Below are 20,892 nucleotides of genomic sequence, written 5' to 3'. Positions count from 1 at the left end.
CTTTTTTAGGTACATGTTGGAAAAGTGTAGTGAGAAAGGGGACAAGCATGGTAAAAAAAATTGTATTTATCTCAATAGGTTCATTATCCTTATTACTGGCTATGTTAGGTATCTTTCTTCCGTTGTTGCCGACAACACCATTCTTGTTATTAAGTGCTTATCTTTATTTGCGGAGCTCCCAGCGATTGTATAACTGGCTGATTAATCATCCTGTTTTCGGATCGTATATTTATCATTACATAAAGTATAAAGCCATTCCAGTTAAAACAAAAATTACCGCAATTATTGTGCTCTGGTTGTCAATGGGTTTTTCAATCTACATTGTTTCAAATGTTTATTTAAGAATTATGCTTACCTTAATTGGAGGAATAGTAACCCTCTATTTACTGACTTTAAGAACGCTGCCAAAGCATGTGGTAAAATAAGCGTAACCCATGTCATAATAGCTTGGACAAAATAATGATACACAGGAGGGATCAACCATGTCTGTCACAATTGAGAGTGTCTTAAACATGGAAGCATTTTCTGATGTAGCGATTATAGCTGGCCAAAAGGGGATCAACCGACAAATTCAAAATGTTTACGTAATGGAAGTCCCAGATATCTTTTCTTATGTCGATCAACATGGTTTGTTATTTACAACCCTTTATCCAATTGCTAATAATAATGAGGCAATGATGTCCTTTATTCCAGAGCTTGCCAAACAGCAGTTAGCTGGTGTAGCGATTAAGCTAGGGCGTTATATTTCAGAGGTACCTAAGTATATGATTGAACAGGCAGAGGCGCGTGATTTTCCGATATTGGTTCTGCCAAATGATGCGAATTTATCTCTTCTAACCAATCATATTTTAACGGCTTTATTAGGCATGAAAACAAGTATGCTTGAGTTTCGTGAAACCATTTCACAGCAGCTGCATGCTTTGCTATTACAGGGGGCAGATTTAGTTACCTTTGTTCATTATGTATCGCAAATTACCGGAGGGAATATTGTTATTTTAGATAATAGCCTGAATTGCACTGCATCTTCCTTTGATATCCAAGATGACGAATTTACTGTGGATCGCGAGCAGTTCCAACAATGGTTTAATTCTAGTAACATCACTGAAAACAATCCCTCTATTATCAAAGTAAATCAAACTACTTATGGGAAAGCAGAATTATTTATTCAATCAATTGCTGCTGGAACAAAACGACTGGGCTATCTAGTTGTCCTTATTGATGAGCCAGGAAAAATGACAAAGCATTTGAATGTTGTGGTTGAGCAAGCTATTATTTTACTAGCTTTTCTCTTGCAAACTGAACAAACTATTATTCAGAAGGAGCGCAATTATCTCGATAACTTTATTCGAGATATTATGAATGATCGGTATCAGTCTCAGGCAGAGATTATTGAAAAGGCAAAAGTCTTTAGATGGAATTTTAATTTCCCTAATATCATTCTGTTAATAAAATCCCAGAAGAAGGACAGCAGTAAACGCTTATCAACTTATTATAAAATATTGGATTCAGGTAAAATTCCACGTATTATAGCTGGTGTCTTTGATGTCCCTATTCAAAATTGTAAGGTTATCCACTACAATGGTGAGCTAATGTGTTTAATTAGTGTAGCATTTGAAACTAGATTACAGCAAAGGCTAAAGACTGCGGGAGAGCGTTTAATCGCACGCTTAGCCGACTATGGTCAGCTTGGGATTGGAATTTCTGAGGTTATTTATCAGGTGCATCAGCTAAAAACAGCTTATGATCATGCCTTATTAGTACATCGTGTTAATGATCAGCAAGGGACCTCTGAATCTTATGTTCAATTTTATGATGACCTAGGCCTTTATAAATTGTTTTACCTCATTAATGATCATGCTCTTTTAAATGAGTTTATTGATGAGAAGATTGGTGAAGTAATTCATTACGATCAGCAACGTGACATAAATTTACTCGAAACGCTGACCTATCTTATTAAGAATAATGGTAACCTCCAAAAGACTGCGGATGAAATGTTTATTCACTACAATTCACTACGGTATCGTGTAAATAAACTGAAGGAGCTTGGATTAGAGTTAGATGAAGGACATAAATTTACTGAAATAGCTGTCGCGTGCCAGCTGTTTCAGTATTTAAATAATTAATAATGTTGCATCGATAAAGACGAACACCAATTTGGTTTAATTGAGCCAAATTGGTGTTTTTAATTTAAGTAAATTATTCTAACAAAACTTAATATTTGAATAAAGTAAAAACTAAATCAATGTTGTTTGTCAATAATTAATAATTAAAACTATTTTTTTTGTCTTTTATATACAATGAATGTTTAGCTTTCGCTTGCTATAATTAACTTATCAAAGGAAAGGAGGAGATATTTTTATCGGAATTATCAAATAAAATACCTCAAGCATGGGGGGATTGGCATGTTTAAAGGTCAAATAAAGCTATGGCAGAAATCAGATATAGACGGATTTTTTGGCTTGATTACCAACAATTTAACAAATTTGCTTGTCATGGCAGGACTTCTTTTAGGAGTAGGTATACCAGCTGATATTACTTTCGGTGCAATCTTACCAGCCGTAGGTTTGTCTATTTTTGTTAGTAGCTTAATTTACACGGTGATGGCCTATCAATTAGCAAAACAAGAGAAGAGAAATACAGTGACAGCTTTGCCCTCGGGTACAAGTGTCCCGCATATGTTTTTAATTGTCTTTCTTATTATGGGGCCCGTTTTTCGAGAGACAGGTGATCCATACTTAGCCTGGTATGCTGGCTTAGCTTGGGGTTTTATCGAAGGGGTTATTGAGTTGCTGGGTGCGATTATCGGTCCTAAGATAAGAGAGCTGTTACCGAGAGCTGCTATGCTTGGTTCATTGGCTGGGGCATCCATCACTTTTATTTCAATGTCACCAGCGATGCAGGTCTTTGACTTGCCCTATATTGGCTTCACGTCACTTATTATTATTCTGTTAGGCTGGTTTGGTAAAGTAAAGTTTCCCTTTCATGTTCCTGTCGGTTTAGTAGCAATTTTGATCGGAACCATATTGGGCTGGGCAACTGGGAACATGGATCTATCAACCATGTTAAATTCAGCAAATAATATTCAATTCGCTCTACCAAGTTTTTCTTTAAGTAATATTGTAAGCGGTTTCTCTGATGCAGCACCATTTATTGCAACCGCTATACCACTTGGTATTTACAATATTTTCGAAACCATTGACAACATCGAGAGTGCTGAGGTGGCAGGAGATGCTTACCCCACTACGGTAACGATGGTTGCTGACGGTGCAGTCAGTGTGTTAGCAAGCCTATTTGGCAGCCCATTTCCGACAGCTGTTTTTATTGGTCATGCAGGATGGAAAGAGGCAGGGGCACGGATTGGCTATACGTGGCTAACAGGGCTAGCCGTGTTGCTGATTACCTGGTTGGGATTAATATCCTTGTTGTTAAACATTATTCCACTTGAGGCGATTCTGCCGATCCTGATCTATATTGGCTTGGTTATTGGCGCTCAAGCATTTCAGGAAGTAGAACTCAAATACGCACCTGCTGTAATCTTAGCAATTATTCCGTGGCTAGCAGACTGGGGAGTAAACATGATTCAGAATGTTTTATCCGCTGCAGGAACAGATGCTCCGACAATCGGTTACGAAGCAATAGCAGCGGCAGGCTTACCAATTAGTGGGCTTATTATTTTGGGATCAGGGGCAATTGTCACAGGAATGGTGTGGGCTAGTATTTTGTCATTTATCATTGATCAAAAGTTTAATCTAGCAGCTATTGGTGCGGTTATTGGCGGGGTTCTTTCTTTTTTTGGAATCATTCATGTTGAATCAGTTGGTATTGGAGTCGGGAGTGAAATGGCGCTTAGCTATCTATTAGTTAGTACGATCTTAGGAGTGGTTAACCTAATGAGAAAATACAATCGAATGGAGGAGTAAAGTATGGATAAACACTTTTCAATTAATGCAAAGCCTTATGAATTTACCTTTTCTTTGGAGAAAACAGCGCTTGTCATTATTGATATGCAACGCGATTTTCTTTACCCAGGAGGTTTTGGGGAGCAATTAGGAAACGATGTTTCAACCACGAATGGGATTATTCCAGCTGTGAAAAAAGTGCTTGAAACAGCGCGTGAACAGGGGATCTTCGTTATCCATACCCGAGAAGGGCATCGCACAGATCTTTCTGACGTTCCACCAAGCAAACAACGACGTGGGGGTAATATTGGCGAACAAGGACCAATGGGGAGGATCTTAGTTCGGGGCGAGTACGGACATGACATTGTTGATGAACTACAACCTGTTAGAGGGGAAGTCGTGCTCGACAAGCCTGGGAAAGGTGCTTTTTATCAAACAGATCTAGATATCATTTTGAAAAACAAACAAATAGAGACGTTACTCGTTGCTGGTGTTACGACACATGTATGTGTGCAAACAACAATACGTGAAGCAAATGATCGAGGTTATGAGTGCTTAATGCTTGAAGATTGCTGTGCAGCATTCGATCCGAAAGATCATGAGGATTCAATTCGAATGATTAATCAGCAAGGTGGTATTTTTGGTTGGACAGGTCGATCAGAAGATTTACTTGCAGGTTTATCTAGGGAGGCGTAAACCATGTCCACAAAAACGAATGGGACACCTTGGTTTGTTAAGGGCGATACCAATGGCTTCTTCGGTCTATTTAGTAATGTACTCACTAATTTTTTAGCAGCAATTGGCTTATTGGGTGCCATTAATATGCCTGATCATCTTATTTACGGTCGTATTGTCCCTGGCACTGCGGTAGCAATTGGTTTAGGCGGGGTTATTTTTGCTATTCAGACACGGCGGAAGTCCTTAGAAGTTGGTAAAACAGAGATGACTGCCTTACCATATGGGCTTAGTGTGCCTCACTATTTTATTGTTGCCTTTGGCGTTATTTTACCCGTGTATGCGCAAACACAGGATTGGGTTATTGCTTGGTCTACGGGTATCGCTTGGAATTTAATACAGGGCCTTATTATGACGTTAGGTGCCTTTGTAGGACCATTCATTCAAAAGTATATTCCAAGATCTGCTTTACTTGGATCATTAGCGGGAATCGCGTTAACCTTTATTGCTATGAACCCGATGGGGGCGATCTTTACTACGCCATATATTGGCTTGTTAACGCTAGTCATCGTATTAGGTGGCTGGATTGCTCACAAAAAATTACCTGGTAATCTTCCAGCCGGCTTACTTGCTATTATTATTGGGATGCTTTTAGCATGGGTAACAGGCTATATGGATGTTACAAGTGTTCAGGAAGCTGCGAGTGGTTTCTCTATTTCATTTCCATCCTTTGCAATGGGTAATTTAATTACAGGCTTTGCTTACTTAACGCCCTTTTTAGCAGCAGCTATTCCGTTAGCTATTTATGATTTTCTTGAAAGCTTAGATAACATTGAGAGTGCTGAGGTGGAGGGGGATAAGTACCCAACTACCTTGACTTTATTGGTGCCTGCCTTACTGACCATGTTTGGGTCTGTGTTAGGTAGCCCTTATCCAACAATCATTTACATTGGACATCCCGGGTGGAAAAAAGCAGGCGCAAGAGTCGGTTATTCTTTAGCCACTGGAATTGGGGTAATGCTAATTGCCTTTGTCGGCTTGCTACCACTTGTTATGTCCATTATTCCGCTAGTTGCGTTACTTCCGATTCTTGTTTATATCGCAATGACAATAGGAACCCAAGCATTTACAACTGCGGAGGCAAAGCATGTCCCAGCAATGATACTAGGTTTGATGCCGTTCATTGCGAGTTATGTCATCTTACAAATAGATAATGCCTTATCAGCAGCGGGAACAAGCGCTGAAGAGATCGGATTTCGTTTACTTGAAGATAATGGTGTTTTCTACCAAGGATGGCAAGCGCTTGGATCATCAGATATTCTGGTTTCAATGATGCTAATTACCATAGTTATCTTTCTAATTGACAAACGCTTTAAGCAGGCGGCAATTTATAGTTTAATTACGGCTACACTTGCATTCTTTGGCTTTATTCATGCAGCAGAAATAGGTTTTGGTACGGGTTCAAGTTCTGCATTGGGTTATTTATCAATGGCAATTGGTTTGTTCGCTTTTCATTTTTACCGTCATCCAGAGGAAAAAAGTCAGCTCTAAAAACAGATGATAAGAGGGGGTTAGCATGTATCTTTACATGAATGAAGTAGATGGACGGTTAAAGCAAGATTTAGCTAAGTGGGAGATTGGTTCTATTGTTGGGGAAGTACACAGTGTATTTGAACAGGCTATTAATATAATGCTGAAGACGGAAGAACGTATGATAACCCTAGCGGTAAAATCTGTGACTCAAGCTCCAGATATGCTAAAGACAACTAATCATAGACTCTTTCATCAACTTGCTCAGACGTTAAGACCGACTAAAGTAGTATATCTACACGGGTATTCACAATTAGCTATTGATCATTATGTCATTGACTTTAATGACGCAAATGAATGGTGCGGACAAATAGCTAGACCATCAGTACGTTCAAGCTCACTCAAGTCAATCATCAGGAGACTAGATGGCTTTTTAAGCGCAAATGGCAAGAAGGATGGGTTATTGCCAGCTTACCAGCATGTCTTTCTTAATAATAAGGAAACACAAACGGCTCATTTAACGATCCACCAACGTGGCTTAATAAAGCATTTAGCTTTATTTCAACAAACATACCAATCAAAATTTTTACAAAGCTTTATCGGTTTAGGCATTGGGTTAACACCGTCTGGCGATGATTTTTTGACGGGCCTATTAGCAGTTGGCTATGCGTATCAGGCAGAATACCTGGTCTCGATTATGCATACGAAGCAAGAATGGCTTCATCTGATGAAGCAACGCACAACAACCATTAGCTACCAGATGTTAAAAAATTGCTTAAACGGTGCCGTTAATGATGGTATCCAGCAACTTCTGCTTAGTGGCGATAAATTTACCGAGCACGAGCTTGAAGCGGTGGTAAAGATTGGTTCGACATCTGGCACGGACATGTTAGTCGGTGTAGTAGTAGGTTATCGAATACTACACGACCATTATTCACAAGGGGGAAACGAAGATGGCAGCAAAAGTAATTGTAGAGAAGAACGCTTATCATGATTCGGTAACGTTAATGTCGTTATCTGGAAAAATATTATCGAGAGAGGGCGTCGAGGAAGCCGTCGTCTCAATGGCTACTGAAATGAACAAGGATCTATTAGCCAATATCGGCTTACTGACAGACAATGCGAGTGATGCAACTGAAAATGATCTAATTATAGCAGTTAAGGCCATTAATGAAGCTATTGTCGAGGATACCATAGCTTTCGTTGATAGTGAATTAAATGCAAAGAAAAAGAAGAAGGGGAAAGGCGGTCATCAATCCGTTCAAACCTTTAGTGCTGCGTTGAATACCTTACCAGATGCAAACATGGCTATTATCTCAGTGCCAGGGGAATATGCCGCAAGAGAAGCACGCCAAGCCTTGGCTAACGACCTTCACGTTATGCTGTTTAGTGATAATGTTTCAATTGAAGATGAGCGAGAACTAAAGGAATTAGGGAGAGAAAAAGGATTATTCGTTATGGGACCAGATTGTGGGACGGCGATCCTTAATCAGACAGGCCTTTGTTTTGCGAATAAGGTAAAACAAGGAGGAATTGGATTAGTAGCTGCCTCAGGGACTGGATTGCAGGAGGTTGCTGTCCAAATTGATCGCCTAGGCTACGGTATTACACAAGCAATTGGAACGGGTGGCCGTGATTTGCACGAGGACATCGGTGGCATTATGATGCTAGAAGGTTTAACGGCTTTGGCAGCAGATGAGCATACTGAGGTCATTATACTTATCTCAAAGCCACCTGCAAAAGCGGTTCAGCGTAAAATCCTAGAAGTGGTTGAGCAAATCACGAAGCCAGTGGTTATTAATTTTCTTGACGGAGAGCGAGAGCCGATTGAAGCAGTCGGGGCTAGCTTTGCACCTACTTTAATTGAAGCAGCGCGCCAAGCAGTTAAACGTCTTGATCCAGAAGCAAAGGTTGACGGTGATCTGCCATTGGCAACAAAGAATTGGGCCAGTGATGAGCGTACGCAGTTATCCAGTCAGCAACACTATATCAGAGGACTATTTTGTGGTGGGACCCTAACTTCCGAAGCACTTTCAATTATTCGATCTAACGGTGAGGCGGTAAAGAGTAATGTAGCCAAAATTGCTGAAGAAAAAATTGAGAACCTAGAAGTAAGTGCTGGTCATAGCTTGCTTGATATGGGAGACGATGCGTTTACTAAAGGTAAACCACACCCAATGATTGAACCTTCACTGCGAAATGATCGTATTCTGCAAGAAGCAAAGGATCCTGAGACTGCAGTGTTATTGCTTGATTTCGAGCTGGGCTATGGCGCTCATGAGGATCCGGTTGGAGAATCAATTGACACCATTAAAGAAGCAATCGAATTAGCTAAGCAGGAAAAGCGTCATTTGATTGTCATTGCTTATATATGTGCGACATTAGCAGACAAACAAGATTACCAAGCACAAGAGAAAGCCTTACTAGAAGCAGGTGTATATGTCGCTAACTCGAATGAAATGGCAAGTAAGTTAGCGTGTTTGATTACAAAAGGGGAGGTTATCTAATGAGTAGAGCTACTGAGCTTTTTAACGACTCACTTAGAGTTATTAATATCGGGACATCAAAGTTTAAGGATGATTTAGATCTGCAGAATGTCGAGTCCGTTCAGTTAGATTGGCGGCCACCAGCTGGTGGAAATACACAATTAATAGCTGCACTTGATTTCTTACAGGGTAACGATCAGGTTGAAGCGGCTAATTTGGAAGCGATAACACGGATTAAAGACGCGCATCCCTATCTAATTGATATTGAACAGGCGATCCATGTAATCCCAAATATGCATAAGAAAAAAATCCTGCACTCAGGCCCACCAATTACCTGGGAGCGAATGTGTGGTCCGGCTAAAGGAGCAATCATTGGTGCATTAATTTATGAAGGTTTGGCTAAAAATGAGGAAGCGGCTGAAAATCTTGCTGCATCTGGAGAAATTGAGTTTGCCCCAGCTAATGAACACAGCGCTGTTGGACCAATGGCTGGCATTATTTCGCCTTCTATGCCAGTTCATGTCGTTGAAAATAGAACCCATGGTAATCGCGCATATTGTACAGTCAATGAAGGGTTAGGGAAAGTGCTTCGTTTTGGTGCTAATTCAGTTGAGGTAATTGAACGGTTAAAGTGGATTGAGACCGTCTTTGCACCAGCATTAAAGAAAGCTTTAGCCCTTACGGATGGAGTTGACCTAAAATCGATTACTTCTCAAGCTCTGCACATGGGTGATGAATGTCATAATCGAAACAAGGCAGCAACTAGCCTATTTAACCGAGAGATCATTGATTACTTTTTACAAACTGATTTAACCAAAGACGTACTTCGTGAAGTTATTGGCTTTATTAGAGGGAATGAACATTATTTTTTAAATTTGTCAATGCCTGCTAGTAAATCTGCGTTGGAGGCAGCTCAAGGCATACCCTATTCAAGTATTGTGACCACGATGGCCCGTAATGGTGTTGACTTTGGCATTCGTGTAAGTGGATTAGGAGAAAATGAATGGTTTACTGCTCCAGCTAATCTTGTCAAAGGTCTCTTTTTCCCAGGTTATTCTGAAGAGGATGCTGCACCCGATTTAGGTGATAGCGCAATAACTGAAACAATGGGAATTGGCGGATTTGCGATGGGTGGTTCACCAGCAATTGTCCAATTTGTTGGGGGAGAAGTAGAGGATGCTATTGCTTACAGTGAACAAATGTATGAAATAACCGCAGGTGAAAATACAAATTATTCAATTCCGACCCTTAATTTCCGTGGTGGTGCTTATGGTATTGATATTCGGAAAGTAATTGAAACTAACGTACTGCCGGTCATTAATAGTGGTATGGCACATAAACAAGCCGGAATTGGGCAAGTTGGCGCGGGGGTTGTTCATCCACCGGTAGCCTGTTTTGAGCAAGCAATGCTTGCTTTTGCTAATAAGTATCGAGGCGGTGATCAGCATGAGTAAAATATTAATTGCATTAGGGGGTAATGCATTAGGTAATAATGCTAAAGAGCAAAGAGAATTAGCAAAGCAAGCAGCGGTACCAATCGTTGATATGATTGAGCAGGGACATGATGTCATCATCACACATGGTAATGGCCCACAGGTTGGTGCCATCAATCTAGCTTTTGGTAAGTATGCAGAGGATAAAGCTGAGCAAGACAAAATGCCGTTTGCTGAATCGGGAGCAATGAGCCAGGGGTATATCGGCTACCACTTACAGAATGCACTACGAGAAGAGCTCGCTAATCGTGGAATAATTAAATCTGTTGCATCAATTGTAAGTCAAGTAGTTGTTGATGAGCATGATCCTGCTTTCACAGCTCCAACTAAACCAATTGGTCCATTTTATAGCGCCGAAGAAGCAGAGGAATTAACAGCAAAGACTGGTGATCGCTATATTGAGGATTCTGGTCGCGGCTTCCGTAAGGTCATTCCCTCACCAACACCAATTGAGATTGTTGAGAAAGATGTAATGAAGGATTTAGTTGATTCTGGTCATATTGTAATTGGGGCTGGTGGCGGTGGTATCCCAGTTGTGAGAGATCAAGAAAATGGCTTAAGGGGTGTCGAGGCTGTTATTGATAAGGATTTAGCCAGCGAATGCTTAGCCGAAGCCTTAGATGTTGATTTCCTATTTATTTTAACAGCCGTTGACCGCGTTGCAATCAACTTCGGTAAGCCGGGCCAGCAGGAATTAGATTCCATCTCAGTTGAGGAGGCAAAGCAGTATATTGCAGATGAACAATTTCCACCAGGGAGTATGCTTCCTAAAGTTGAAGCTGCAATTAAATTCGTCCTTTCCAAGAAGGAACGGAAGTCCATTATATCTTCTCTTGAACGTGCTAAGGATGCGGTATTAGGTCGAACCGGGACCGTTATTTATCGGGACTAACTTTCTTCTAATTAACTTCCATTAACAGCCATTAATTTTATCAATTTATGATAATTTATTTCACAGCTGTTTATCAACTATTGACAATGCATTATCCAAGATACCGTGTTATTCTAAAGTTAATCAATTAGAAAGCGCTATCAAAAGGGTAAAAACAAAAAGGAGGAAATAGACATGAATGACGTCCGAATATACAAAATTGCAATGTCATCACCTGATGACATGTCTGAATTGGATAAATTGATTAAGTCAGGTGAAATACAGGCTGAAGAAGTTGTAGCTGTATTGGCTAAAACAGAGGGGAATGGCTGCGTAAACGATTTTACTAGAGGCTTTTCAACCTTTGCCTTCAAACATTATCTTGCTGCAAAATTAAATGTTACAACAGAAAAAATTGAAGAGAAAGTTGCTTTTGTGATGTCTGGTGGTACTGAAGGGGTGATGACACCTCATGCTATGATTTTCACAAAGAAACAGAGTTCTGAGTTAACTAGCATCGTTGAAAAAGCTTTGACAGCGGAAATTGGCTTTACTCGAGATTTTTTACCAGAAGAAATTGGGACAAGAATCATGGTAGATGAAGTAAAGAAAACAGTGCGTCAATTAATTGAGCTTTCAGGAATAACGGGCAAGGAAGATGTGCATTTTGTGCAAATAAAGTGTCCATTATTAACTTCTGACAGAATTGAAGAGGCTAAACGGCGTGGTCAAAAGGTTATTGTTGACGATACCTATAAATCAATGGGCTATTCAAGAGGTGCCTCTGCACTCGGGGTGGCGGTTGCACTAGGTGAAGTGGCAGATGATGCAGTAACGGATGAAGCTATTCTGTCAGATTGGTCACTGTTCTCTTCTGTGGCTTCTACTTCAGCTGGAGTAGAATTAATGAATTGCGAAATCATTCTGATGGGCAATTCTGTTCATTCGGTAAGCCCGTATAGAATTGGTCATAGTGTGATGCAGGATGCCATTGACATTGACAGTGTATTGCAAGCAATTAAGGATGGTGGATTAGATATTCAAGGTTTACCATCTTGTGCTGATCAAAAACGAATCGTAAATGTTTTGGCAAAGGCAGAAGCGTCTCCTGATGGTAAAGTACGAGAACGGAGAAATACTATGCTGACCGATTCTGATATTAATCATACTCGACAAGCACGAGCTGTTGTTAATGGTGTCATTGCCAGCGTAGTGGGTGATCCGATGGTTTATGTGTCAGGTGGGGCAGAGCATCAAGGACCAGCTGGCGGCGGACCGATCGCTGTCATTATTGAAAGATAGGTATGGGAATCAGGCAGGGAGAGCATCCCTCCTGATTTTTTCAGCAGATTCAAAAACGTTAATAGCAATAAATAATTAGTGAACGGGGAGATAAAGATGCAGTTATTTATTAATCTTGTGCCTATTATACTAATCCTTATTTTACTTTTTTTACGTAAGCACATGCTCATTGCAGGTGTTGTCGGTGGGATATTGGCCATTGTGATTGGCGGATTAAGTATTGAACAATCTTCAGATATTATCTTAAATGGTATTACGAGTATGCTAGGTATCACGGTTCCAATTCTTTATGCTTCAGCAGCTGTTATGGTTTCAAAAGCGGGAAGTATCCAGGCTTTAATAGAGTTATCAAGACGAGGCTTAAAGGGTAAAATTATTATACTAGCAGGTATTATCGTTTTAATTCAAGGCCTAGCTACCTATATGGCTGGGATGGGCGCTGGAAATACCATGGTGACAGCACCGTTAATGGCGGTAGCGGTTGGCGCTATTCCAGAAGTAATTGCGGCAATGGCGATTATTTCAGCAGTTGGTTTTACAACCTCCCCTGCTTCAACAGAGACTGCTCTTACAGCAGAAAGTGCTGGGGCAGAATTAACTGCCCATGCTTCCTCCATGCTACCATACGTTGTTATCTTTTATTTAATTGCAGCTGGCTTAGCTATTTTCGGTGTGTATAAACGGGGGGCATTAGTAAGTGCAGGACAGCAGGAGGAAAAGGTTAATAGCGAAACTAATTTAAATCTCGTAAAATATGCCTTACCTTCGATTGCCTTACTGATCATGGTTGTGTCGGGATCAAGTATTAACCAATTAATCGGAATGACAATTCTGACCCCAGCAACGACCATCATATTTACTGCGATTCTTACAATTATTTGTACACCATTAACCAGCAACGAAACATGCGAGGCTTTAATAGACGGCTCCAAGTTTATTTTAACAACGTTATTTTCTGTCGGCATATTCTTAGGGTTTATCAATATGGTTGCAGAATTAGGCGTATTTAATCAAATTGCTGATTTAGCAAGTCGAGTGCCGACACCATTTGTGCTGCCCTTTGCTATGGTGCTTGCTTTTTTAATTGCCATTCCATCAGGGGCTTTTGCGGCCGGTGTGCTGACCTTGATTCTACCAACCTTGTCGGTGTTAGGGTTATCTTCAGAAGCTATGGGCTTTGTGGCTATTGCAACAGGACTTGGTACACAGGTGAGTCCGGTACAAATTAATGTTGCTGCTTTAGCCAAAGGGTTTAATCTAGATATTATGGAAGTGATTAAAGCTCAGTTAAAATATATAGTATCTATGCTGGTATTAATAATTATTATTGCTGTTATATTTGTATAAATGCATAATGAATCTTTACTTGAAAACATGAAACGATGGGTGATGATTTAATGAGTAAACAGCCGGAAAATGATATCTTATATGGAATTAACGATAAACCAGCCTTAACAAAAAGTATACCATTAGCGATACAGCATATCCTGGCTATGTTCGCAGCAAACGCTACACTTCCGTTACTAATGGCAGCATTACTTGATTTTTCAATTGAAGAAACCGCATTATTAATTCAATGTGCCTTGCTCGTTGCAGGTATAACGACAATTCTTCAAGTTTCTCGCGTACGGAAAATTGGTTCTGGTTTACCAATCGTAATGGGAACAAGTAATGCCTTTATCTCGACAAGTCTGGCCATTGCAACAGACTTTGGCATTGGTGCTGTCCTGGGTGCTTCATTTGTTGGCGGACTTGTTGAATTTTTTATCGGGCATCACCTACGTTTTTTTCGAAAAATTTTCACACCATTAATAGGTGGTATTGTTGTTCTGACAATAGGTATTACCTTAATTCCAGTTGGAGTTAAACAAGCAGCAGGGAGTATAAATACAGGAAGCCCAACTAATCTGCTTATAGCAGCACTTGTGCTCATTTCAATTATTTGCTTCCATCAAAGTAAACACACATTTTTAAAGTCGTCTTCAATCTTGCTGGGGTTAATTTTGGGCTATGTGGTCTCACTATTAGTTGGCGTGATGGAATTTACTGAAATCACCAAGAGTAGTTGGTTCTCAATTCCATTACCTTATCAATATCAGTGGAGCTTTGAGCCTGCCGCTATTTTTACGATGATTTTTATGTATTTGGCTTCAACAATTGAAACAATTGGTGATGTTGCTGCGTTAACTAAGGGGGCAGAGGGACGTGAACCGACAGAGGAAGAAGTAGCTGGTGCCGTAAAAGCAGATGGTTTATCCAGTTGCTTTGCTTCGATCTTTAATGCATTTCCCAATACTTCTTATTCTCAGAATGTAGGCGTCGTTAGTTTAACGGGTGTGTTTAGTAAACACATTGTTAAAATTGGTGGTATTATTTTAATCATATTGGCTCTCGTACCCAAAGTCTCCACCGCTATCTCTGTTATGCCTGAACCAGTACTTGGTGGGGCAGCGATTGCCATGTTTGCAATGGTTGCCGTCTCAGGCATAAAGTTAATTCAAGACATTAATTTAAATAGTAGAAACATGCTAATTATTACCATTTCACTAGGGGTGGGTGTTGGCTTAAATTTAGTTCCAGAAGCTACCCAACAATTACCCTTTAATCTACAAGTTGTATTAACGTCTGGTGTAGGGCCAGCGGCTATTATAAGTATTTTTTTAAACCTGTTACTTCCAGAAGAGCATTAATTATTTTGTATTACTATTCGAGAATCATTAACGCATAAGAGGACCTTATGGAAGCTTAGGTCCTCTTACTTAATGTTTTAAAATAGTTTATAGCTTGTACGTTGATAAATAATTCTTAAATTCATTAACCAGATTTTTAAAGTTATCAATGCCTTCAGTTAATTTGTTAATTTCCTCAGCGTAGTTTGATACGTTCGAGCTCACTTCCTCAGTCGAAGCTGAATTCTCGACGGCAATAGCAGCTAAGGACTCTATTGAGGTAAATAACCCACCAATTTGCTCGGATTGCTTTTGTAAGTCTGCTGCTGACTTAAGCATCTTCTCAGCAACGGCTGCAATTCTCGTATATGACGTCTCAGTTTGAGCAATGGCAGCTTTAATGCCATTACTTTCGGCATTAATGACATTAAATTGACTAGCAAGCTGATCAACCATCGTGTCCATGTCGTGTAAAAAGCCAAACACATTTTCTTTAATGTTTTCAGCGGCTTGCTCAGATTGATTAGCAAGCTTGCGAACTTCTGTTGCGACTACCGAAAATCCTTTTCCCATATCCCCAGCTCTAGCAGCCTCAATTGAAGCATTTAGCGCTAACAGATTTGTTTGATAAGAAATATTTGCGACAAATTCGGCTATTTGTTCGATTTCTTTGCCTCTATTTTTTAAATGAACACTACCATTCTTAACCTGTTCAAACTGAATTAAAATGTTCGATAGGCTGGTGACCGTGCCATCAAGTGTGGTAAAAGAGGCTTGAATCATTTCTAGTGCATGCTCTAGTTCCACTTTATTTTGGTTCTCTTGCTCTGAGATTGAGTGAATGCCTGCGATATTACTGTGTAAAGTCGTAACACTTTGTTCTGTTTCCTCCGCTTGTGAAATAGCGGTGTGAGCCAGTTCTTCCACTACTTCAGCAATATCCTGGCTCGTGTCGTCCATTGTTGTCGAGATTTGCCGTAATGTATCACTAAAGCCTTGCATTTCTTCTGTCATACTATTAAAGCCAATGAAATCTTCAGCTACAGCAGCCTTATAATTATTCAGGGATTGGTGAATGTTTTCATACATGTCTCCACCTGAATAAATCTCAGTTGTCACAATAAATTGCTTTTGTGTAAGTGCGTCTAGCTCTTGGTTTATAATGCGTAAGGGACGACTTAACAGCTTAAATGCAATTATAGACGAAGCAGCAGTGATTGCTGGACTAATTAAGTATAAGAAAGCTGTCTCGGGTAAGAAATAGCTAATAATTGCGCCAACTGTTAACCCAAACAAAGCTGACTTTGCGCCAACGTCTTTAATAAAACCAACTGAAAGAATTTGATTAAAGCGGTATTTTTTTCGGCACCTTACTTCGTAGGGAAAGGTCAATTTTATACTCATTTCGCCATCTTTCCGTTCCAGTTCTTCTATTTGAATCTCTTCATTAAAATGTAATTTAGCCCCCTGCAGAAGTCCCATTAAGTAACTAAACATACCTCTTTTTGACCGATACGTAAGCTTTACATCAAATTTGCTGATAATCTCCATATCAAGAACAGGTGGGTTTGATCCAGCGATTCGCTTACGGACAACTTGGTGAACATCATTCATTGAGTTGAGAAATTGATATAAATTTGCCTTTTTAAAAAAAGAGCGATAGGCATCATAAAAAGATTTAACATTATCTTTGCCAATGGCTAACCAAAGATCCTCTACCGTAACAGAAAAGCGAGTAGCAACTTCTGAGATAAACTTAAATACCTTTTGGTCATCAATGTCATCTAGAGGCGAGATGGCTTTTGATGGATCAATGCCTGCCACCATCATCTTTTCTTTAATAATATCCTCAGGGTACATTCTCCCTAGAGTCTTAATCCATGTACCAACAACAGTTCCTTTCAAAACTACTCCTCCTCAAGACAGCATAAATAATACGACAAAATACGATGTTTGTTCAATCTTACTTCAGTTTAGTAAGAGATAACAAGAGTAAAATAATAGGTCTATGTGTCGATTTTGTTAACATTATGTGGATGTGTTCTTCTTTCAGAAGACTAGATTAAGGGGCCAACGAGCCTTTCAATGCGAACGTTGACAGATAGATTAAAACAGTTATCAAATAATTTGATAAAATGAATCAATTTCATAATTACTGATAAGAGATGAATATACGAACATTAAGAAAATGATAGTCGATCACCAGGGCAACGATTAAGGTTAGAACATTGATCCGTTCCGGCAGCCAATGGACTCTCTTTCCGAAGGCATCGCCTCAGCTAACTTGAGTAGCAGAAAGCGCTCCTCAAGTGGATCTTCGGCTGATGCTATTCCTTCCGGAGTCTCGCCCATTGGCTGTCTCCACTTAATTATGTAGATCTAGTTAGGTGTCTGCGTTATCAATGGACAGTCCTATTACATACTTAAACGTATTTAATCTTTCAATTTATGCTAACACAAATAAAAGAAGGGGTAAGCATACCTATCATCAAGCATTCAGCAGTCACATAGACTCCTACGGGAACAAGGGTGAGTAATCGCAACCCCAGCGCGAGCCGAAGATCCACTTTGTCAAGCGTTCTGTGCTTGACAAAGTTAGCTGAGGCCGTGCCCATGGCTAGCGAGACACTGAGGAAACGAAGATGTCTCGTTTGTGCCAGTGGGTGAAAGCGAAGGGACTGCTAAATGCGACACGCTATGCTAGTTAGTGGATTTTTTCATGTGTTTATTTTTAGCTAACTACGTTTAAAACTCAATAATAAGTTTTAATGTTCGTATTTTCCTATGTTAATATGTATTATGAAATTGACTCAAAAAGCTAAAAGAAATAAATTATTCTAGTTAAATCTGCTAGCTAAATTTCAATATTCTGTTATAATTAATCCATTCGTGTCAAAAGGAGGAGAATAAATGAAAAGATTAGTAGCCTTGGGGATGTTTACAATTGTCTTGTTGTTAACTGCTTGTGGTGGCAATGACAATGTTGAAGTTGTCCTTCCTAGCTCAATATTTGGTGGAGAAGAAGAGGTAGCTTTAATTTTTGAAGAAGAAAACGAAGAAGAGGGTATTAAAGAATTAAGTCAGAATGATGATGGTGATGTTGTTATGGTTATAACACCTGAATATCATGAAGAGTGGCTACAAGAAAGCAAACAATCACTTGAAGAAATTATTAGCGAACTTCAAGAAAATGACGAATTCTCGTCAATACAGGATGTTACATATTCAGATGATTTTTCAACGTTTACTGTTTTGGTAGATTACGAAGCATATGAAGATAGCATTGATTCCTTCATGGTGATGTCAATTGGCTATACCGGCATATTTTATCAAATTGCTGAAGGGAAATACCCAGATGATTTCGGTATCACGATTGATATTGAGGATGTAGCATCTGGTGAGGTTGTTGAGACCATTAATTACCCCGAAGATTTAGACTATTAAGTATAAATGAAAAAACATTAGACAATGCTGTCTAATGTTTTTTTTCGTTATGAGCATAAAGTTCAATCAGTAGCCAAAGCTAAGCGTATCAGTTAGAATGTGAACTAAACGTGTCTAGAAAGGAAAGCTTTTATGTGTGCAAAAAATGCCAAAGACCTACCCCTTAAGCAAAGTTATCTAAAACTACCTGAACTGTTTTATACAAAAACAACGCCAACTATTGTGCAAAATCCTCAGCTTATTGTCCAGAACAATGAGCTCGTTAACCAGCTTGCTATTAACACAGTAGATTTAGGGCTTTTTTCTGGCAATAAAGTACCAAACGACTTAACACCGATTGCTCAAGCATATGCAGGGCATCAGTTTGGGCACTTTACTATGCTAGGTGATGGTCGGGCAATTTTGCTTGGTGAATTAAACGATAAAAACGGGTTGAATTACGATATTGTCTTGAAAGGTGCTGGACGAACGCCATATTCAAGAGGTGGCGATGGCCGCGGTGCTCTTGGACCGATGCTAAGAGAGTTTTTAATAAGTGAAGCTATGCATGCCCTTAATATTCCGACGACTAGAAGTCTAGCAGTATTGACGACCGGAGAAATTGTCATCAGAGAAGAGGCTTTGCCTGGCGCGATCTTAGTAAGAGCTGCCTCAAGTCATCTTCGCATTGGCACCTTTCAGTATGCGCGACAATATGGAAAAGATGCTGATTTAGTTGCTTTAGCCGATTACGCAATAGAACGGCATTTTCCAGAGTTAACAGAACATTATGATCGTTATTTTCTGTTCTTTGAACAGGTTGTGAAGAGACAAGCAGACTTGATTGCCAAGTGGGATTTGTTAGGTTTTGTTCATGGCGTGATGAACACCGATAATATGATGATTAGTGGTGAAACTATTGATTATGGCCCCTGTGCCTTTATTGATCAATACAATCCAAAGGCTGTTTTTAGTTCAATTGATGTCCACGGTCGCTATGCGTATAATCAACAAAAAGTAGTTGCCACGTGGAATTTAGCCAGATTAGCTGAATCATTACTTCCGATATTAGGAAAGAATCAAGCAAAGACAATTGAGCGTGCTCAGACAGTATTAAGCAATTTCTCAGCTTGCTATCGCCAATCATGGAATGAAGGCATTCGTAGTAAACTTGCTTTGCAAGATGAGCAGGCTGCTGATTCTGCGCTAATTGAGGAGTTATTTAACTTAATGACTGCTAACAAAGCTGATTATCATGATACATTTCGTGCTTTAACAGTGGCTGATTTTAGCAAGCAGACTTGGTTTCAAGACCAACCGTTTCAAGCTTGGTATCAAAAATGGATAGAACGGATTAAGCAGCAAGGAATGCGTTCAGCAAAGCAGCAGGAAATTATGAAAAAAGCTAATCCTGCCATTATTCCGCGCAATTATTATGTGGAGACTGTACTTGAAAAGGCCGTCAAAGAGGCTGATTTTGGTCCGTTTAACCAATTTTTAAATGCATTAGCAAAGCCGTTTGCGTATTCGCAGGTACAACAGGATTATATGAAGATCCCACCAGAAAATAATACCTATCAAACGTACTGTGGAACTTAACATGAAGCCGGGACAAATCATAATTTAGATAAGGAAATTAGTTATGTCCCAGCTTGATGTTTTTTAGTTTTCAGTGACGGTAGTAATGACGGCGTTAACTTCATCCCGATTCATTTTTTCTCGACCGGCTTCCATGACACTTAGTGTTTTTTCAGCAAGTTTATACGGTATTTTGCAAAAAGTGGAAATATTGCGATTGGAAAGAGTTTTTAGGTAGCTCTTTGCTAAATCTAAATTTTCATTAGCATAGCTAAACATGTCTTCCCGGCCCCAACCATTGGGCATAAAAGTAACACCGCGTTCTGAGTCTTCGTCTTGATTTCTAAGAATATTTACCGACTGGAGTCCTCGTCCAAAGGCAATTGCTAATTCACGATCGGTTTCAATATCATCATACCATTTCCAAATATCCGAAAGCATGACACCGACTAATCCAGCTACATAATAGGTGTAATCGTCCAAATCATCCTTTGATTTAATTTGCCAATTCTTTTTTACCCATTTCGCCATACCACTAGCCATTGTCGCAGTTGAGGATTTTACTTTATTTACAACCTCAACCGGACAAATAGCAATCCATTCATCTAAACGATTGGTTACTTCTGGTAGTTCATTCTTGAAAGGATCAATTAGTCGTTGATAGGCATTTGAGTCAAATGGTTTTGTTAAAAGCTCACTAATTGCTGTTAATAATGTTGTTTTAGTATGAGCTGGGAGAACTTGATGATCTTCTATTTCATCAATTGCCCTCATACAGAGGTAGGCTGATGCTACTGTGTTTTTTAATGTGGGCTTTAGTAACGAAATTGGAATGTAAAAGGTCCGGCTCGTTTCTTTTAAAACGCGCATCGCTTCTTTTTTAGTACGTTCAGATAAACTATTCAAGCATTCTCCTCCTCAAATTGTATATGTGGTGACTTGCTTATTATGAACAGTTTAGCAGGA

At 39.6% G+C, this 20,892-nt stretch carries 17 protein-coding genes; 14 read left to right on the top strand and 3 right to left on the bottom strand.

Annotation, left to right across the window (positions count from 1 at the left end; translation table 11 throughout):
• The first annotated feature begins 47 nt into the window (after positions 1–47).
• The 12 genes from BM000_RS01080 (at position 48) to BM000_RS01025 (ending at position 14,946) form a co-directional block, all read left to right on the top strand.
• Positions 48–425 carry a YbaN family protein gene (locus tag BM000_RS01080; protein ID WP_091493785.1) on the top strand — a complete coding sequence of 126 codons (378 nt, stop codon included), beginning with the start codon at positions 48–50 and terminating at the stop codon, positions 423–425.
• 57 nt (positions 426–482) lie between these two features.
• Entirely contained in the window at positions 483–2,123 is a 1,641-nt protein-coding gene (locus BM000_RS01075; RefSeq protein ID WP_091493782.1) for a PucR family transcriptional regulator, read from the top strand.
• A gap of 279 nt (positions 2,124–2,402) precedes the next feature.
• The gene (locus BM000_RS01070) at positions 2,403–3,920 is read left to right on the top strand and encodes a xanthine permease (protein ID WP_177178161.1); all 1,518 of its coding nucleotides are present in this window, start codon (positions 2,403–2,405) and stop codon (positions 3,918–3,920) included.
• A gap of 3 nt (positions 3,921–3,923) precedes the next feature.
• Entirely contained in the window at positions 3,924–4,595 is a 672-nt protein-coding gene (locus BM000_RS01065) for a cysteine hydrolase family protein (RefSeq protein WP_091493780.1), read from the top strand.
• 3 nt (positions 4,596–4,598) lie between these two features.
• Positions 4,599–6,125 carry a SulP family inorganic anion transporter gene (locus tag BM000_RS01060; protein ID WP_091493777.1) on the top strand — a complete coding sequence of 509 codons (1,527 nt, stop codon included), beginning with the start codon at positions 4,599–4,601 and terminating at the stop codon, positions 6,123–6,125.
• Positions 6,126–6,150: 25 nt separating this feature from the next.
• Positions 6,151–7,098: an oxamate carbamoyltransferase subunit AllH family protein gene (locus BM000_RS01055; RefSeq protein ID WP_091493775.1), complete on the top strand. Its 948-nt coding sequence runs from the start codon at positions 6,151–6,153 to the stop codon at positions 7,096–7,098.
• A complete protein-coding gene (gene fdrA, locus BM000_RS01050) occupies positions 7,058–8,611 on the top strand; it encodes an acyl-CoA synthetase FdrA (protein WP_091493772.1) in 1,554 nt (517 codons plus the stop codon). The genes BM000_RS01055 and fdrA overlap by 41 nt, the downstream gene beginning before the upstream one ends.
• Positions 8,611–10,044 (top strand): YlbE family protein, encoded by a 1,434-nt coding sequence (locus tag BM000_RS01045; protein WP_091493770.1) that lies wholly within the window; start codon positions 8,611–8,613, stop codon positions 10,042–10,044. Before fdrA ends, BM000_RS01045 begins: the two co-directional genes overlap by 1 nt.
• Positions 10,037–10,975 (top strand): carbamate kinase, encoded by a 939-nt coding sequence (gene arcC / locus BM000_RS01040; protein ID WP_091493768.1) that lies wholly within the window; start codon positions 10,037–10,039, stop codon positions 10,973–10,975. Before BM000_RS01045 ends, arcC begins: the two co-directional genes overlap by 8 nt.
• A 174-nt stretch (positions 10,976–11,149) precedes the next feature.
• Positions 11,150–12,256 carry a cyanuric acid amidohydrolase gene (gene atzD, locus BM000_RS01035; RefSeq protein ID WP_091493765.1) on the top strand — a complete coding sequence of 369 codons (1,107 nt, stop codon included), beginning with the start codon at positions 11,150–11,152 and terminating at the stop codon, positions 12,254–12,256.
• Positions 12,257–12,352: 96 nt separating this feature from the next.
• Complete coding sequence (locus BM000_RS01030) at positions 12,353–13,603, top strand: hypothetical protein (RefSeq protein ID WP_091493763.1); 1,251 nt, start codon at positions 12,353–12,355, stop codon at positions 13,601–13,603.
• A gap of 50 nt (positions 13,604–13,653) precedes the next feature.
• Positions 13,654–14,946, top strand: coding sequence for a uracil-xanthine permease family protein (locus BM000_RS01025; protein ID WP_218144073.1), 1,293 nt, complete (start codon positions 13,654–13,656; stop codon positions 14,944–14,946).
• 87 nt (positions 14,947–15,033) lie between these two features.
• Here the strand turns inward: BM000_RS01025 and BM000_RS01020 are convergent, their stop codons facing one another.
• Together BM000_RS01020 and BM000_RS17055 are read right to left on the bottom strand one after the other, a co-directional pair.
• Positions 15,034–16,830 carry a methyl-accepting chemotaxis protein gene (locus BM000_RS01020; RefSeq protein WP_091493760.1) on the bottom strand — a complete coding sequence of 599 codons (1,797 nt, stop codon included), beginning with the start codon at positions 16,828–16,830 and terminating at the stop codon, positions 15,034–15,036.
• Positions 16,831–17,145: 315 nt separating this feature from the next.
• Positions 17,146–17,277: a hypothetical protein gene (locus BM000_RS17055; protein WP_281245832.1), complete on the bottom strand. Its 132-nt coding sequence runs from the start codon at positions 17,275–17,277 to the stop codon at positions 17,146–17,148.
• Between the two features lie 558 nt (positions 17,278–17,835).
• Between BM000_RS17055 and BM000_RS01015 the strand changes: the two genes are divergently transcribed.
• Positions 17,836–18,369 carry a hypothetical protein gene (locus BM000_RS01015; protein WP_091493758.1) on the top strand — a complete coding sequence of 178 codons (534 nt, stop codon included), beginning with the start codon at positions 17,836–17,838 and terminating at the stop codon, positions 18,367–18,369.
• Positions 18,370–18,501: 132 nt separating this feature from the next.
• Complete coding sequence (locus BM000_RS01010) at positions 18,502–19,947, top strand: protein adenylyltransferase SelO (RefSeq protein WP_091493756.1); 1,446 nt, start codon at positions 18,502–18,504, stop codon at positions 19,945–19,947.
• Between the two features lie 63 nt (positions 19,948–20,010).
• Here the strand turns inward: BM000_RS01010 and BM000_RS01005 are convergent, their stop codons facing one another.
• Positions 20,011–20,796 carry a squalene/phytoene synthase family protein gene (locus BM000_RS01005; RefSeq protein WP_091495001.1) on the bottom strand — a complete coding sequence of 262 codons (786 nt, stop codon included), beginning with the start codon at positions 20,794–20,796 and terminating at the stop codon, positions 20,011–20,013.
• Positions 20,797–20,892: the final 96 nt, after the last annotated feature.

The sequence above is a fragment of the Amphibacillus marinus genome, from assembly GCF_900110345.1.
Lineage (GTDB): Bacteria > Bacillota > Bacilli > Bacillales > Amphibacillaceae > Amphibacillus_D > Amphibacillus_D marinus.
The sequence above is the reverse complement of the archived record's forward strand: the minus strand, read 5'-3'. Positions and strand labels throughout refer to the sequence as shown.

Excerpts from the sequence above, each read along its gene's own strand:
- BM000_RS01025 (WP_218144073.1), top strand. The coding sequence starts at position 13,654 with ATGAGTAAACAGCCGGAAAATGATATCTTATATGGAATTAACGATAAA.
- atzD (WP_091493765.1), top strand. The coding sequence starts at position 11,150 with ATGAATGACGTCCGAATATACAAAATTGCAATGTCATCACCTGATGAC.
- BM000_RS01070 (WP_177178161.1), top strand. The coding sequence starts at position 2,403 with ATGTTTAAAGGTCAAATAAAGCTATGGCAGAAATCAGATATAGACGGA.
- fdrA (WP_091493772.1), top strand. The coding sequence starts at position 7,058 with ATGGCAGCAAAAGTAATTGTAGAGAAGAACGCTTATCATGATTCGGTA.
- BM000_RS01010 (WP_091493756.1), top strand. The coding sequence starts at position 18,502 with ATGTGTGCAAAAAATGCCAAAGACCTACCCCTTAAGCAAAGTTATCTA.
- BM000_RS01075 (WP_091493782.1), top strand. The coding sequence starts at position 483 with ATGTCTGTCACAATTGAGAGTGTCTTAAACATGGAAGCATTTTCTGAT.
- BM000_RS01055 (WP_091493775.1), top strand. The coding sequence starts at position 6,151 with ATGTATCTTTACATGAATGAAGTAGATGGACGGTTAAAGCAAGATTTA.
- BM000_RS01005 (WP_091495001.1), bottom strand. The coding sequence starts at position 20,796 with ATGCGCGTTTTAAAAGAAACGAGCCGGACCTTTTACATTCCAATTTCG.
- BM000_RS01060 (WP_091493777.1), top strand. The coding sequence starts at position 4,599 with ATGTCCACAAAAACGAATGGGACACCTTGGTTTGTTAAGGGCGATACC.
- BM000_RS17055 (WP_281245832.1), bottom strand. The coding sequence starts at position 17,277 with ATGGGCGAGACTCCGGAAGGAATAGCATCAGCCGAAGATCCACTTGAG.
- BM000_RS01045 (WP_091493770.1), top strand. The coding sequence starts at position 8,611 with ATGAGTAGAGCTACTGAGCTTTTTAACGACTCACTTAGAGTTATTAAT.
- BM000_RS01015 (WP_091493758.1), top strand. The coding sequence starts at position 17,836 with ATGAAAAGATTAGTAGCCTTGGGGATGTTTACAATTGTCTTGTTGTTA.
- BM000_RS01030 (WP_091493763.1), top strand. The coding sequence starts at position 12,353 with ATGCAGTTATTTATTAATCTTGTGCCTATTATACTAATCCTTATTTTA.
- BM000_RS01080 (WP_091493785.1), top strand. The coding sequence starts at position 48 with ATGGTAAAAAAAATTGTATTTATCTCAATAGGTTCATTATCCTTATTA.
- BM000_RS01065 (WP_091493780.1), top strand. The coding sequence starts at position 3,924 with ATGGATAAACACTTTTCAATTAATGCAAAGCCTTATGAATTTACCTTT.
- arcC (WP_091493768.1), top strand. The coding sequence starts at position 10,037 with ATGAGTAAAATATTAATTGCATTAGGGGGTAATGCATTAGGTAATAAT.